Source organism: Actinacidiphila alni, assembly GCF_900112845.1.
GTDB classification, from domain to species: Bacteria; Actinomycetota; Actinomycetes; order Streptomycetales; family Streptomycetaceae; genus Actinacidiphila; species Actinacidiphila alni.
Map to the genome: position 1 here is coordinate 195,137 of NZ_FONG01000014.1, position 15,059 is coordinate 210,195.

Annotated in this window: 13 protein-coding genes and 1 pseudogene; 5 read left to right on the top strand and 9 right to left on the bottom strand. The window is 71.9% G+C overall.

Annotation, left to right across the window (positions count from 1 at the left end):
* Positions 1–18 precede the first annotated feature (18 nt).
* Positions 19–783: a MerR family transcriptional regulator gene (locus BM076_RS36765; RefSeq protein ID WP_093715604.1), complete on the top strand. Its 765-nt coding sequence runs from the start codon at positions 19–21 to the stop codon at positions 781–783.
* A complete protein-coding gene (locus BM076_RS23255; protein WP_093715605.1) occupies positions 780–1,667 on the top strand; it encodes a VC0807 family protein in 888 nt (295 codons plus the stop codon). Before BM076_RS36765 ends, BM076_RS23255 begins: the two co-directional genes overlap by 4 nt.
* A 3-nt stretch (positions 1,668–1,670) precedes the next feature.
* Here BM076_RS23255 and BM076_RS23260 read toward each other — a convergent pair whose 3' ends face one another.
* The gene (locus tag BM076_RS23260; RefSeq protein WP_093715606.1) at positions 1,671–2,414 is read right to left on the bottom strand and encodes a TetR/AcrR family transcriptional regulator; all 744 of its coding nucleotides are present in this window, start codon (positions 2,412–2,414) and stop codon (positions 1,671–1,673) included.
* 95 nt (positions 2,415–2,509) lie between these two features.
* Between BM076_RS23260 and BM076_RS23270 the strand changes: the two genes are divergently transcribed.
* Positions 2,510–4,042 carry a DHA2 family efflux MFS transporter permease subunit gene (locus BM076_RS23270; protein WP_245796242.1) on the top strand — a complete coding sequence of 511 codons (1,533 nt, stop codon included), beginning with the start codon at positions 2,510–2,512 and terminating at the stop codon, positions 4,040–4,042.
* A gap of 67 nt (positions 4,043–4,109) precedes the next feature.
* Here the strand turns inward: BM076_RS23270 and BM076_RS23275 are convergent, their stop codons facing one another.
* A complete protein-coding gene (locus BM076_RS23275; RefSeq protein WP_093715607.1) occupies positions 4,110–5,627 on the bottom strand; it encodes a cryptochrome/photolyase family protein in 1,518 nt (505 codons plus the stop codon).
* Between the two features lie 318 nt (positions 5,628–5,945).
* On the opposite strand from BM076_RS23275, the gene BM076_RS23280 reads away from it, so the two are divergent.
* Positions 5,946–7,931, top strand: a complete 1,986-nt coding sequence (locus BM076_RS23280; protein WP_177246573.1) for an ATP-binding cassette domain-containing protein — start codon at positions 5,946–5,948, stop codon at positions 7,929–7,931.
* 10 nt (positions 7,932–7,941) lie between these two features.
* Here the strand turns inward: BM076_RS23280 and dmpG are convergent.
* From dmpG to BM076_RS23295, 3 genes and pseudogenes are all read right to left on the bottom strand, one after another.
* A pseudogene (gene dmpG / locus BM076_RS23285) lies at positions 7,942–8,574 on the bottom strand (4-hydroxy-2-oxovalerate aldolase); the annotation flags it as partial.
* Entirely contained in the window at positions 8,541–9,116 is a 576-nt protein-coding gene (locus BM076_RS23290; RefSeq protein WP_093715609.1) for an MFS transporter, read from the bottom strand. The gene BM076_RS23290 and the pseudogene dmpG, both read right to left, overlap by 34 nt.
* 146 nt (positions 9,117–9,262) lie before the next feature.
* The gene (locus tag BM076_RS23295; RefSeq protein WP_093715610.1) at positions 9,263–10,174 is read right to left on the bottom strand and encodes an NmrA family NAD(P)-binding protein; all 912 of its coding nucleotides are present in this window, start codon (positions 10,172–10,174) and stop codon (positions 9,263–9,265) included.
* A gap of 103 nt (positions 10,175–10,277) precedes the next feature.
* Here BM076_RS23295 and BM076_RS23300 point away from each other — a divergent pair, with 103 nt between their 5' ends.
* The gene (locus tag BM076_RS23300) at positions 10,278–10,844 is read left to right on the top strand and encodes a TetR/AcrR family transcriptional regulator (RefSeq protein WP_093715611.1); all 567 of its coding nucleotides are present in this window, start codon (positions 10,278–10,280) and stop codon (positions 10,842–10,844) included.
* Here the strand turns inward: BM076_RS23300 and BM076_RS23305 are convergent.
* The 4 genes from BM076_RS23305 to BM076_RS23320 form a co-directional block, all read right to left on the bottom strand.
* The gene (locus BM076_RS23305) at positions 10,822–11,871 is read right to left on the bottom strand and encodes a catalase family protein (protein WP_177246568.1); all 1,050 of its coding nucleotides are present in this window, start codon (positions 11,869–11,871) and stop codon (positions 10,822–10,824) included. The genes BM076_RS23300 and BM076_RS23305 overlap by 23 nt on opposite strands.
* 87 nt (positions 11,872–11,958) lie before the next feature.
* Positions 11,959–12,804 (bottom strand): alpha/beta fold hydrolase, encoded by an 846-nt coding sequence (locus BM076_RS23310; RefSeq protein WP_177246569.1) that lies wholly within the window; start codon positions 12,802–12,804, stop codon positions 11,959–11,961.
* 243 nt (positions 12,805–13,047) lie between these two features.
* Positions 13,048–13,917 carry a LysR family transcriptional regulator gene (locus tag BM076_RS23315; RefSeq protein WP_093715642.1) on the bottom strand — a complete coding sequence of 290 codons (870 nt, stop codon included), beginning with the start codon at positions 13,915–13,917 and terminating at the stop codon, positions 13,048–13,050.
* Between the two features lie 366 nt (positions 13,918–14,283).
* Positions 14,284–14,868 (bottom strand): hypothetical protein, encoded by a 585-nt coding sequence (locus BM076_RS23320; RefSeq protein WP_143120619.1) that lies wholly within the window; start codon positions 14,866–14,868, stop codon positions 14,284–14,286.
* Positions 14,869–15,059 lie beyond the last annotated feature (191 nt).

Here is a 15,059-nt window from a genome sequence, read left to right on the forward strand (position 1 = left end):
AGGTGCCACAGTGACGGCATGACGGGGACGAGCACAGGACGAAAGGTGGGCGAGGTCGCCGCGGCGACCGGTCTCACCGTGCGGGCACTGCACCACTACGACGAGATCGGGCTGGTCAGGCCGTCCGGGCGGACCACGGGCGGACACCGGCTGTACACGGAGGCCGACCTCGTACGGCTGTACCAGGTGACGGCCGTGCGCCGGCTCGGACTCTCGCTGGAGCAGACCGCGACGCTGCTCGACGGACACGCCGGGGTCCGCGAGGTGATCGAGGAGCAACTCGCCCAGGTGGACCGGCAGATCAAGGCGGCGGTGCGGCTGCGCCGCCAGTTGCTCACCGCGCGCGAGCGGGCCGCGGACGGCGACGGCTTCCTGGAGATCATCCGGCTGACGCAGGACACGCAGGAGCTGCGGGACCACCTGCCGGCGGCCCGGATCGAGGAGCTGCGGCGGCGGATGACCGACCTCGGCGTCGTCGCCGAGCACGCGGTGGCGGTCGAGATGCCCGCCCTCTACGCGGAGGCGCAGGACGAGATGCGCGGCGGCACGCCCGTCACCGACCCGGCGGTGCGCCGCATCGTGGACCGCCTCGACGAACTCGGCGCCCTGCTGCGCGGCCAGGACGCGGAAGCGGCCGGCGCCGCCCGCTCGATGTGGCTGGCGCGCGGCCGCGAACACGCCCACGAGTGGGACAGCGCCGACTGGCCGGACCTGGTCGCGTACCTGGACCGGGCACGCGCGGCGCGCCGGCCGCACGACACGGGCGACGGGGGCCCGGAATGACACCGGCGGAGGTGGCCCCGGTCACGGCCGGTGCGCCGGGTCCGGCGAACCCGGGCGGCGCTCCGGAGGACGGCGCCGACGACTTGGGCGGCGCGAGCGGACTCAACGGCACCGGCGGCGCGGTCGGCGCGGTCGGCGCCGACGGCTCGGGCAGCGCGGGTGATCCGGGCTGCGCTGACGGCTCGGGCGGCGCTGACGGCGCGGGCGGCACGGGTGACCCTGGCGGTGCCGGCGGGCCGCGGGCGCGGCAGCTCGTCGGGCTGCTCGTGGGGGACCTGGTCGCGCCGGTCGCGGTGTACGGCGCCGCGCACGCCGTCGGGGCCGGCACGATGACCGCCGCGCTGCTGGCCGGTGCGGGCTGCCTGCCCCGGCAGGCGGTACGGCTGGCCGGCCGCCGACGGCTCGACGGGCTCGGCGCGGCGGTGCTCGCCGCCTTCGTCGTCGGCGCGCTGCTGACCCTGATCAGCGGCGACCCGCGCGTGATGGCGCTCAAGGACGTGGTCTGGCCGCTGGCCGCCGGGCTGGTCACGGCCGTCTCCTGCCGCTGGGGCAGGCCCGTCACCTTCTACCTCTTCCGGCCGCTGCTCACCCAGGGCCGCCCCGAGAACCGGCCGCTGTGGGACCGGGTCTGGGCGGCCGGCGGGCCCTTCCGCCGCTGCCTGCGCACCCTGGCCGCGCTGTGGGCGGCGGTGCTGCTCGCCACGGCCGGCGCCGAGCTGGCGCTCTGCCTGTGGCTGCCGGCCGACCGGGCCGCCGCCGTCCCCGGCGTCGTCCCGCTCGTCGCCGTACCCCTGCTGCTGGGCGCGACCGCGCTGTACGGGGCGCGGACCGGTCTCGGCGTACGGGCGTCGCTGGCGCTGCTGGACGAGGTTCCGGGAACGTAGGACTCAGCGGGGCCGCGGGAGGCCGTCAATCATCAGGCCGAGGGTGAAGTCGAACCGGTCGTGCAGGGTGCCCGCGGTCAGCTCGGCGGCGTAGCGCTTGGACTGCGGGAAGGAGTCCGGGAGCGCGGCGAAACGGCGCAGCAACTCCTCGCGGCTGACCACCCAGTCGTCGCCGCCGGTACGGCCGAGGCGGGTGTCGGCGACCGACAGTTCCAGGGTGTAGGCGTTGACGTACAGCGCGAGGGAGTCGATCGCCCAGGCGGCGGCCTGCGGTTCGATGCCGCCCGCGAGCAGGATGGCGAGCATGCCCTCGCCGACCCGCAGCGTGTCCAGGTTGGAGGAGGCGGCGGCGAAGGCGGCCCGGGAGATGCCCGGGTAGCGCAGGTACTGGTCGCGCAGTTGCGCGCAGACGCCGACGATCTGCTCCCGCCAGCGCTCCGGGTCCGGCTCGGGCAGCTCGATCCCGGCGCACAGCCGGCCGATCAGCAGCTCGTCCAGATCCTCCTTGTTGACCACGTGCGCGTAGAGCGAGGACGGCCCGGTCTCCAGGGCCGTCGCGACGCGCCGCATCGTCAGTGCCTCGTAGCCCTCCGCCTCGACGATGCCGAAGGCCGCGGTGATGATCGCGTCGACCGTGATCGGCTTCTTGCGCCCGCCGGACGGGCCGCGGCGGGCCGGGGGCGCGTCGCCCTGGCCGGTGCCGAGCCGGTGCCGGGCTGCGCGCCGCTGCTGCGGGGTCGGTGACATGGGACCAGTCTAGCGACAGCGACGAACGGTGTTCCATGTCACTGCGAACAGCGTTCGTCTTGCGCCGAACAGTGTTCCTGAGTAGAACGGTGTTCGTGACTACAGAACATCTTTCGTCCGCAGATTCCCCCGCTCCCCGGGCGCCCGACCCGACCCCCGTCCCCGGCCAGGCCCCCGAGTCCGTCCCCGTCCCCGTCCCTGAGACCGTCGCCGCCCCCGACGCCAAGCCGACCCGCGCCGCCTGGCTGCTGCTGGTCGTCGTCGTGCTGGCCGACCTCATGGACCTGATCGACTCCAGCATCGCCAACCTGGCGGGCCCCTCCATCCGCGCCGACCTCGGCGGCGGCCAGAGCACCGTGCAGTGGGTGCTCAGCGCCTACACCGCCGCCTTCGCGATCGGCCTGGTCACCTCCGGCCGGCTCGGCGACCTGCTCGGCCGCCGCCGGCTCTTCCTGCTCGGCATGACCGGCTTCACCCTGGCCTCACTGGCCTGCGGCCTGGCCCCGAACGCCGCCTTCCTGATCGTCTCGCGCACCCTTCAGGGCCTGTGCGGGTCGGTGATGATCCCGCAGGGCCTGGCCCTGGTGAAGGTCGTCTTCCCGCCCAAGCACCTGCGCAAGGCGCTGGCCCCGGTCGGCCCGCTGATGGGCCTGACCATGGTCGCCGGGCCGATCCTGGCCGGCTGGCTGCTCCACCTCGACCTGTTCGGCAGCCAGTGGCGCTCGATCTTCCTGATCAATGTGCCGCTCGGCGTCGGCGCCGCCCTGCTCGGCCTGCGCGTCCTGCCGCACCACGGCGGCGAGGACCGTACCGCCCGCCTGGACGTCCTCGGCGTCGCCCTGCTCACCGCGGCGTCCGCGCTGCTCGTCGTCCCGCTCATCCAGGGCCGCGACCTCGGCTGGCCCGCGTGGACGTACGCGATGATGGCCGGCGCCGCCGTCCTGCTCGCCCTCTTCGTCGTCTCGCAGCGGCGCAGCGCCCACCCGGTGATCGCGCCGACGCTCTTCCGCAAGCGCAGCTTCGTCGTCGGCCTGGTGATCGTCGCCGGTTTCTACGCCTCGCTCAGCGCCTTCGTGCTCACCATCAACCTGCTGCTCCAGCAGGGCATGCACTGGTCGCCGCTGCGCACCGGCCTCACCCTCATCCCCTGGGCGCTGGGCACCGCCGTCGCCGTCCTGCTGGCCGGCGCCGTGCTCGCCGACAGACTCGGCCGCGCCACCCTGCACATCGGCCTGTCCCTCGCCGTCGTCGGCCTGCTCGGCCTGTGGTGGACCGTCGACCACTACGACGCCGGCCTGACCGTATGGAAGCTCGCTCCCGCCCTGCTCCTCACCGGCTTCGGCTCCGGCCTGGTCTTCGTCCCGCTGGTCGACTTCATCATCGGCGACGCCACCCCCGAGGAGGTCGGCACCGGCGCCGGACTCCTCAACGCCGTCCAGCAGTTCGCCGGCGCGATCGGTGTCGCGGCCCTCGGCACGGTCTTCTTCGCCCGCGCCGGCCACCACCCGTCCCTCCCCACCTACCTGTCCGCGACCACCCTCGTCATCGCCGTCGCCGCCGCGATCAATCTCCTCACCCTCCTCCTGGTCGGCCTGCTCCCCAAGCACGCCCAGAACGCCCACGGCTGACGATCCGTCAGCACACGCGGCGGCAGCACGGCGGGACGGTCACGGCGGGGCGGTCACGGCGCGGCCGTCACGGCGGGGCGTCGCCGTCGCGCCGGTCCCGCTCGGCCAGCAGCTCACCGAGGTCCTTCAGCCGGTCCAGGCCCTGGACGGCGCGCGCCGTACGGTGGTTGGCGGCCAGCCGGTCGCGGTGCCGGTGGAGGAAGGCCCAGTAGCCGGCGGTGTAGGGGCAGGCGCGCTCGCCGGTGCGGTCGGTCGGCCGGTACGCGCACGGCCCGCAGAGGTCGCTCATCCGGTGGATGTACGCGCCGCCCGACGTGTACGGCTTGGTGGTCATCCGGCCGCCGTCCGCGTACTGCGACATCCCGACGACGTTGGGCAGCATCACCCAGTCGTAGCCGTCCACGAAGCAGCGGTGGAACCAGTCGGTGACCGCCGCAGGGTCCCAGCCGTCCTGCAACGCGCGGCTGCCCAGCACCATCAGCCGCGGGATGTGGTGCGTCCAGCCGGTGTCCCGGACCTGGGCGAGGACGGTCGACAGGCAGTTGGCGGTGACCGCGTCGGCGTCCAGGTCGAGGAACCAGCCGGGGAGCGGGGCGCGGTGCCGCAGCGCGTTGCGGTGCCGGTAGTCCTCGCCGAAGTGCCAGTACAGCTGCCACACGTACTCGCGCCAGCCGGCGATCTGCCGGACGAAGCCCTCGACGCTGTTGAGCGGCGCCTCGCCGGCGCGGTACGCGGCCTCCGCGCGTTCGACGCACTCGGCCGGGTGCAGCAGCCCGAGATTGAGCGGCGCCGACAGGAGGCTGTGGCTCAGCACCGGGTCGGCGGCCAGCATCGCGTCCTCGTAGCGCCCGAAGTCCCCGAGCCGGTACGTGACGAAGCGGCGCAGCGCCGACAGCGCCTCGCGGCGGGTCGCGGGGAACAGGCGCGGGCCGTCCCGGCCGACGAAGGAGACCTGTCCGTCGCGCTCCCAGCGGTCCAGGTCGTGCCGGACCTCGGCGTCGATGTCGTCCTCCGCCGGCCGCCAGGGCTCGGGCGCGCCGAGGGTGTCCCGGCCGCGCGGCGGCGGCTCGCGGTTGTCGTGGTCCAGATTCCACCGCCCGCCGGCCGGCTCGTCGCCGTCCATCAGCAGCTCGTGCCGGACCCGCACCCAGCGGTAGAAGTCCTCAAGGCGCAGCGTCCGGCCGCCGCCCGCCCACCGCGCGAAGTCGTCGTGCGGCACCAGGAAGCCGCCGGCCGGCAGCACCTCGACGCCGGGCCGCGCCCGTACGAACTCCAGCGCGGCGCGGGAGGTGGGGTGACGCACCGTCAATTCCTGTGCGCTCCCCCGCCCGAGCGCCTTCGCGAGCCCGTCCGCGTACGTCCCGGCCCGTACGTATGTGACCCGGTCGCCCAACTCGGCGGCGCGGTGCCGCATCGCCGACAGCACCAGATGGGCCTTGGCCCGGTGGAAGCGCCGCCTGGCCAGCACCGAGCGGGCCTCGACCATCACCACCGGCGCGTCCGCGTCCGGGCCGCCGTGCCGGGGGTCGAGGAAGTGCGGGCCCAACTGGTCGCCGAACAGCCAGTGCGGGCGGGGAGCCGCCATCGATCGACCTCTTCTCACCCGGCGTCGTCCGCCCGATGCTGCCAGCCGGCGGGGCGCCGGGCGCCCCGCCTCGCCGTACGGGTCACCCGCGACCACCGGCGATTCGGCCACCGCGCGGACAGCGGGGATACGGGACGGGCCGCAGGGGTGCGGGAGTTCGCGCAGCGCATGCCGTCCATGCGTCCTGCGGGTGGGAGATGACGTAGCGGCCGAAAGACATGTGTTCGAAAGGCGGGGGCGGTCGTTGACAGGGAGGGGACCGGTCGAGGGGCCGGTCGGGGGGAGGAGACCGTGCGGAAGTTCTTCGGGCCGGTACGGATGGCGGAGCCGCGGGTGTCGGACGCCGAACAGGAGCTGTTCGGGGGGCCGTTGCGGTACGACATGGGCTGGTCGCACCACGAGCACGCGGGGCTCGACCTGACGATGATGTCGGCGCTGCGGTCGATGCCGTCACTGGTCGGGGCCACGCTGCGGATCGCGTGGCTGGCCGACCGGCGGGCGCTGATCGCGGTGGCGGTCAGCGAGGTCGGGCAGGGGGTGGCCGCCGCGGTCGGGCTGCTGGCGGTCAACGCCGTGATGCACGCGCTGCTCGCCGGCACCGGCAGCGCCTCCGACCGGCTGCACGGGCTGCTGCCGGGTCTGCTGGCCGCCGCCGGCATCGGCGTCGTCAACTCCGCGCTGGCCGCCTGGTCCACCTCGCGCGCGGGCCGCCTGGAGCCCAAGGTCGAGCGGATCGCGACCACGCAGTATCTGGCCGCGGCGGCCGGCGTCGAACTGGAGGCGATCGACGACCCCGACTTCCGCCGGCTGGTGGACGTCGCCCAGTACGGCCCGGCCTCCGCCCGCCGCATGATCGGCGCCTGCGTCGCCGCGCTCAACGGCCTGATCTCGCTGGTCACCACGGCGAGCGTGCTGGCCGTCCTGCACCCGCTCCTGCTGCCGATGCTGATCCTGATCGCGGCGCCGCGCGGCTGGGGCGCGATGCGGGTGGCGCAGGAACGGTACGTGTCGGTGATGAGCTGGATCGAGCACGTACGGGCCGCCCGGCTCATCGGCAATCTGCTCACCGAGCGCAGCGCCGCCCAGGAGATCCGGCTGCACGCCGTCGGCCCGTTCCTGCTCAGCCGCTACCGGCTGATGGCCGAGAGCGCCGAGACCGAACAGGAACGCCTGGCCTCCAGCAAGGCCCTCACCGAATGGGTCGCGTCCGCGCTGTCCGGGCTGGCGACGGCCGCGACGTACGGGGCGATGTTCTGGCTGATCCTGGCCGGGCACATGAGCCTGGCCGTCGCCGGTACGGCGGTGATCGCGGTCCGCACCGGCTCCGCGAGCCTGGGCGCGCTGGTGATGAACGTCAACCAGCTGCACGAGGAGTCGCTGTACGTCCGCGACCACGGCCGCTTCCTGGAACGGGCGGCGCACCGCACCATCCCGGCCGGCGGCGACCCCGTGCCCGAGCGGATCGCGGAGATCGTCCTGGACCGGGTCACCTACCGCTACCCGGACCGGGACACCGCCGCCCTGGAAGAGGTGTCGCTGACGCTGCCGATGGGGTCGGTCACCGCCGTCGTCGGCGAGAACGGCTCTGGCAAGAGCACCCTGATGAAGATCCTGTCGGGCATGCTGCGACCGCAGTCCGGCGCCCTGCGCTTCGGCGCCGCCGACGTCACCGGCCTGGACCGCGCCCAGGTCTTCGCGCGGGTCTCGCTGCTCGCCCAGGACTTCCAGCGGTGGCCGGTGACCGCCGCCATGAACATCCGCCTCGGCCGGCCCGACCGCCCCGCCGCCGTCCCCGACGACCTCCAGCCGTCCGTCGACTACGCGGGCGCCGGCCCGGTCGTCGGCAAACTCCCCGACGGGCTGCGGACGTTGCTGGCCCGGGTGTTCCGCGGCGCCATCGAACTGTCCGGCGGCGAATGGCAGAAGCTCGGCCTGGCCCGTACGCACTGGCGCAGCACGACCGCGACGGCCGACAGCGTCCTCATCGTCGACGAGCCCACCTCGGCACTCGACCCGGAGGCGGAGATCGAGGCGTTCGACCGCATCCGGGGCCTGGCCGCCCCGAACCGGGCGGTCGTCCTGGTCACCCACCGCATGTCCGGCGTCCGCCACGCCGACCACATCTACGTCCTCACCCACGGCCGCCTCGCCGAACACGGCACGCACGACGCGCTCATGGCCGCCGGCGGCCGTTACGCGGCGATGTTCACCGCCCAGGCCGCCCAGTACGCGCCGACCTCCGCGCCCGACCCGACCCCGACCGTCCCCGGCCCCGCGGCACCGGCCGCCCCCGACCCGGTGTGAGCCGCGCCCGTCAGCGTGCCGTCAGGTCCAGGGCGACGTCGACGATCATGTCCTCCTGGCCGCCGACCAGCCGGCGCCTGCCGCACTCCATGAGGATGGCGCGGACCTCCACGTCGTAGCGGGCGGCGGCGGCCTCGGCGTGGCGGAGGAAGGAGGAGTAGACACCGGCGTAGCCGAGGGTGAGGGTCTCGCGGTCGACGCGCACCGGGCGGTCCTGGAGCGGGCGGACGATGTCGTCGGCGGCGTCCTGGAGCCGGAAGAGGTCGCAACCGTGCTCGTAGCCGGAGACGTTCGCGACCGCGACGAAGGCTTCGATCGGGCAGTTGCCCGCCCCGGCGCCGTGGCCCGCCAGCGAGGCGTCGACGCGGCGGACGCCGTTCTCCACCGCGACAACGGAGTTGGCGACCGACAGCGAGAGATTCTCGTGCGCGTGGATGCCGATCTCGGTGCCGTCGTCGAGGACGTCACGGTACGCCCGGACGCGGGCGGCGACGTCGGCCATCGTGAGCCGGCCGCCGGAGTCGGTGACGTACACGCAGTGCGCGCCGTAGGACTCCATCAACTTGGCCTGGCCCGCGAGGACTTCGGGCGGCGCCAGGTGCGAGAGCATCAGGAAGCCCGCGACGTCCATGCTCGTCCCGCGTTGCCGAATTCGGAGATTCCGTAGACCAGTGCCGCGAGCCCCGGCGGCAGCAGCGCAAGACCGACGAGATCCAGTTTCCGCGGCATTCCGCGATCACCCCGGTCGAGAATGACCCATGCCATGGCGATGCCGATGAGTCCCAGCGGCAGATTGACGAAGAAGATCCACCGCCAGGACAACCGGGAAAGGATCAGTCCGCCGAAGATCGGCCCCAGCAGCGGCCCGAGCATGGACGGAATCCCCACCACCGCCATGACGCGCCCGAGCCGCCCGGGGCCCGCCTCCCGGGCCAGGATCGTCTGCCCGGTCGACAGCAGCATGCCGCCGCCGATCCCCTGGACGGCGCGGGCGACGACGAGCAGCGCCATCGAATTCGCGAGGCCGCACAGCAGCGAGCCGAGAATCGTGACGGACGCGACCAGCGTCATACGCCGGTCGAACACCTTTTTCCGGCCGCCGCGCTCCGGCGGATTCACCGCACTCAACACATTCAACGGATTCAACGGGTTCAACGGATCTCCGATAGCACCGCGCGCACGCATTGCGCGTCCCGCGGCCCGCGTCGTCCGAAAGGGCGCGGCCGCACCGCCCCGGCAGAGTCTCCGCTTTCCGGTCCGTTTTCGGTGCTGTGTCGTTCCGTCAGGCAGAATCCGTCCGCCGGCGGTGGGGCGGCCGCGGATCAGTGCCGTCAGGTCGCGAGGTGGGCGCGCGCCCAGTCGGCGAAGGAGGTCACCGGGATGCCGAGGGCGCGGGCGAACTCCGGCCGGGCCGGCTGGACGACGGCATTGGTCCACTGGTGTCCCGCGCCCCACCCGGGCATCCCGGCCGCGAGCGCCTCCTCCAGATCCATCGACGGCGCGACCACGGGCACCCCCCACAGCTCGGAGAGCGTCCGCGCGACCCCCGCCATCGTGAGCAGGTCACTGGCCAGCTCCAGCTCGACCTCGTGGAAGCGGTCCGGGTCCGCGACGGCCCGCGCGGCGGCGGCGCCGATGTCCTCGGTGGCCACCAGGGCCAGCGCGGTGTCGGGCCGGAGCACGGTCGCCAGCGGGCCGCCGGGCCCTTGGGGCAGCAGCGCGATCAGGTTGTCCATGAAGAACGCGGGCTTGAGCAGCGTCCAGCGCGCGAACCCGGCGCCGCGCACCCCGTCGATGATGGCCTGCTTGGTGGTGAAGTAGCCCTCCATCGCGGCCCAGCGTCCTTCGGCCCAGCCGGGCGCCTGGGTGTGCCGCCCCACCCCGCTGGTCGAGGACTGCACGAAGTGCCGTACGCCGGCCGCCCGCGCGGCGGTCAACAGGTTGGTTGCCTGGGCGAGTTCACCGGCGAAGTCCACGCTCGTCTCCGTCATCGGCGGCATCTGCACCGAGAAGACGGCGCGGACGCCGTCGACAGCCGGTTCCAGGGACGCCGGGTCGGTGAGGTCACCCTTGACCAGTTCGGCGCCCAACTCCCGTACGGCCTTGGCCGCTTCCGCGTCCGGGTCGCGCACCAGGGCGCGGACCGCGACGCCGTCCGCCAGCAGGGCCCGGGCGGTGGCACCGCCCTGCCGGCCGGTGGCGCCGGTGACCAGGACGGGGGCGGTATCGGTGATGTCATTCATGACGCAGGCTCCTTGAGCACATCGCACAACACGAAACGGCGGGGCCCGCCGTTTACCGTCGGCTACGATATGGCGGGGCCCGCCGTTTAGCAACGAGGAGACCATGAGCACCCAGCGATCCGACGCCCGCCGCAACTACCAGCGCATCCTCGAGGTCGCCGAGGCCGAGGTCGCCGCACACGGCGCCGACGCCTCCCTCGAACAGATCGCCCGTACCGCCGGCGTCGGCTCCGCCACCGTGCGCCGCCACTTCCCCACCCGCCAGGCCCTGCTCACGGCCGTCTTCCGGGAACGCATCGAGCACCTCATCGCGTACGCCGACGGCCTGCGCACCGCCGACGACAGCCGCGCCGCCCTCCTCGACTGGCTCCGCACCCTCCTCGACTACGCCGTCTCCGCCCGCGGCCTCGCCGACGCCCTCACCTACGAGCCCCCCACCGACCGCCCCGCCCCCCACTCCTGCGGCACCACCCTCGAATCAGCCGGCGCCCCCCTCCTCGCCCGCGCCGTCCACGACAAAACCGTCAACCCCGACGTCACCCCCCACGACCTCATCACCCTCACGGTCGGCATCGCCCTGGCCACCGAACACCACGCCTCCCCCACCACCGAAGCCACGCACCTCCTCCACCTCCTCACCACGGGCCTCATCCCGGCCCCGGGGGCATAGCCGAGCCGCCTGCGGGATTCGTTCCGCCGGTGGGATTCGTTCGGCCCGCGGGACGGGCAGCGGGACCAGACGGGCCGGGCGCGTGCGCGCCACCGGTCCGGCCACGACGGCTCACCGAATAGGCCGCCTTGCGGGCGCGCATCAGCTCGCCGAGGGGCCGATGCTCCGGCACCGCGGTCCACGGGTCGAAGCTGCTCTTCTCAACGGCCTCGGCCAAGGCCGTGTCCACCGCCTGCGACGGCACACGCAAACGCGCCACGGTGAGCCACGGCGCCTCCCAGCGGACCGCCGGGTTCTCGATGGGGGTGCGATCCTCGTCCTCGAAGAACTGGGCCTGGACGATGAACTCAAGATCGCCTTCGGCAAGCCGCCCGTAGACGTCCGCGGCCCAATCGTTACTGGCCTCGGTATTGATCACCGTCGAGGCCGCACACAGCCTCAACCGGGCCGCGTATCCACCGAAAGCAATAGGCATGATGCTGAAGAAATCCTGCGTCGCGAATCCGGTGAACGGCCTCTTCATGTCCCGGAAATTGGCGACGGCACTGAGGGCCACGCCTGGTTTTCTTACGACCTTGCGCAGGGCCGCCCCAGGCGCGCTGGTGGCGACATCAACGATTCCGACAAATTCCGCACTGTTCTTGACCCGCAGGATTTCCTGATTGATCATCGTAAAATTCTGCTCGGCCCCGGCGGTCGACACGCTCGAAACCCCGAATACCTTGATCGCGAACCCGCGGACGCCCGGGGCCCAGTCGGCGGACACGTCGAACCCTCCGTTGGACAGCCTCACATGGGCTTCGTAGAGAGAAGGCGCCGCGAATATCCCCTGGGCCGCGTATCCCGGAAGGTCCTCCTCAACCGCGAAACTCGCTCTCAGGCCCGCCACTTGCTTACGGTGGAGCGCGCGACCGGTTCCGTATTTCTCGGAGCGTTTACGCTGCATCTCCATGAAAACGCGCGCCTGTTCCTCGTGCTGTGCGTTCTCGTCGGGCAGGAGCGCTTCGTGCCACTGGTCGCTGGGCATCGTCGATGACCTCCTCGATTTGTGCTGTCCCGGCCGAAGACACCGGTGGCCGGCCGCCCGGACCGGGGCGCCCGGCCACCGGCCCTGCTAGCGCAGTGAGTCGGCGGCGGCGACGATGGCGCGGTTGACCGCGTGCGGCGCGATCGCGGGCACGTCATGCCCCGACCGCACATAGCTGATACGAGCGCCGGCGCGGTCGGCCTCGAATTTCTGGGCCCGCGTCGGCACAGCGTGGTCGTCGGTCGCGATGACCGCCCATTTCGGTGTGCCCTTGGGAGGATTCACCGTCGCCTTGTCGGTCAGCGCCGAGAAGGCGATCGGCTCCTGGGTCACGGACGCCGTGCGAATGCCCGCCTTCGGCAGCCCGTTCCCATAGGCCGTCCCGAACTTGTCGGCCTTGATGTAGACGTCCGTGGCACCGTCCGGCAGAGGAACAGTGCGCAGGTTCTCGGGTGTGAGTTCCGACCCCGGAAACTGCCCGATCAGGGAGTTGGCGCTGTCACCCACCTGAGGGATGAGAGCGGCGACGTACACCAGGGCCTTGACGTTCGGCGTCTCGGCGGCGACCTGGCTGATCACCTCACCGGCATACGAGTGGCCGACCAGCACCACAGGGCCGTCGATCGTCTTGAGCTGCGCCTCGACATAGGCGCTGTCGTAGGCCACGCCCCTGAGCGGCGTGTCGATCGCGTAGACGGGGTAGTCGTGCCGACGCAGGTAGCTGATCTCGCTGTTCCAGCTGGACGAGTCCGCGAACGCCCCGTGGAGCAGGACAACCGTCGGCTTGTGCGCGTCGCTCGCCCGCGCAGGGGCGATCCGCTGGGCGGCACTGACGGTGGCGGCGCCCGCGTCGGTCGCGACAAGCGAAGCCGCGACCGCGCCGCACACCAATGCGGCAGCCCCCAGCACCTTGAATCGAACAGTGGACTTCATGCGGGGTAATTCCTCTCGGTTCATTCAGCCGGATCGGCATGAATAAAGGCGCGCTCCACGCGGACAGGAAATCCCGTACCTGTCGCGTTCCGCAGCGCCTCGCAAGAACGACTATGCCCACCGCGTCATTTCCGCGCCAATGCCGAATCCGTTGTCCTTCATGCCGACCCGGCATGAAGGACCAGCGTCCTGGTCCCGCACCGCGGGACGGCCCCACCGGCGGCACACATTTTCGGCCGCGGATCAGTCCGCAGCGGGGCCGAGCATGCGACGGGAGATCTCGGCGAACCGGTGGAGCTCGGGCATGGTCCGGTGCTTGCTGTACGCGAGGGCGACCATCCGGGGAGCCACATCTTCCAGCGTCAGATAAGTGACGTCGTCCCGGCGGTAGAAGCCGGCCATACCGGCGGCCATGACGTAGCACCCCGCCCCCGACGCGACGGCCTCCAGGCACTCCTCGATCGTCACGGGGAAACGCCCGGAATCCGCGGGCGAGGCCACCGAGACGCGGCCACGCCACTCCGGGACGTCCCCGAGGTCCTGCAGAAGGGCCAGGTCACGCAGCTCGTGAAGGCTTACCGCCTTCCGCTCGGCAAGAGGGTGTCCACTCGACAGCGCCGCCACGCGGGGCTCAGGAAAAAGCGGTATGACCTCGAACATCCCACTGGGCAGGGGCATCCGCACGAAGCACACGTCGACCCGCCCGTCCAACAGGTAGTCGACCTGGTCGGTGACCGAGGTGTGCAGGACCTCGACCCGAACGTCCGGAGCCGTCCGGGAGAATTCCCGCAGGATGGGGGTGACGGCGACGCCGGGCATGAAGCCCACAGTGAAGTTGTTGTCCTCACGGCCCGCGGCTCGCACACGCTGCTGCGCGGCCAGCGAAGTCGCAAGCAACGGCCGCGCGTCCTCCAGGAACTGGCGCCCGGCCCGCGTCAACAGCGTTCCCTGCCGGTCCCGGAGGAACAGGGCCACGCCGAGGTCTTCCTCCAGCGCACGGATCTGACGGCTGAGGGCCGGCTGCGTCATGTACAGACGGCTGGCCGCCCGCACAAAGCTGCACTCCTCGGCCACAGCCACGAAGTAGCGAACCCTGCGCAGGTCGAGGTCCATGACGCTCATCGTAACCACCCCTCCACCGCCGCCCACGCCCACCAGACGCCCCCGGAAAAGGAAGAACCCCAGGTCACAGTAAGTGAATCCTGGGGTTTCGCCGAGCCGCCTTCGGGATTCGAACCCGAGACCTACGCATTACGAGACCGTGAGCACTCGTGTTGCGCGGTGCTCTGTCGTGCTGCTTGATGCTGTCCTGCCTGATCAGAGCACGTGCGGCTTGTTTGCCTGTGACGCCACGTGTTATAGCGTCCAAAGGCATCCGGCCACCGGCCGGCCACCGGAGGCGCCGGAGTCCTCGCTCATCGAGATTGTCGTACTCCGACAACCGACGGCCATGCCCGTGCGCCCTGCACGATGTATTCGCTACGAGTGCTGGGGCATCTGATCGAGTTTGGCGATCTGGGACTTGACCACGTCCACCGGTACGTCGGTGGTGCCGTGCCCACCGGGCGGGGTCATGGTGTAGAACGACACGATCGTCGCCCCGGAACGCACGACGACGAAATGGAAGGGGACGTCGACCGGCTGGCCACCGTCCGGATCGCCGTTGCTGTCAACGCTGGGGACAACCTGCGTGAGGCGGTACGCAATCGCTTCATCGCCGACCTTGGGATCGGCGAGCACCTGCGGATGGGTGTACTCGTATCCCCCACGCGGCTGGGAGAAGTCGGAGCATGTACGTATCGACGTCCGCAGATCGGCGATGACCTTGGGGGCCTCCGCGGGCCGGTACGAGGTCAGCGCCATTTCCGTGATCGGACCGTCCCCGGAAACGGGGCTGACCTTCTGTTCCACCACGGCAAAGTACTGGTAGCCGCTGCCCAGCGAGGTCATACGGTCCAGCGGTTGGCACGCGGCCGGTGACGTACGCGGCCACTTGGAGACATCAAGGATGCGAGGGGCGACCTCGACGCCGTCCCCACCCCGACCGGCCACGGTCTCGGTCATCCATCCCGGTATGTCCTTCGCCCCCACAACGCCCTGCTGCAGCTCGTCCTGGCTCAACATCCCCGCCGACCCAGCCGAGTGCACCGAGCGCGTCCCCGACGTACCTGCGCTGCCCGAGGCCTGCGCCCCGACATGCTGCGCCCCACCCCCACCGCACGCGCTCACGGCGCCCGCCAACGCTGCCGCACAGA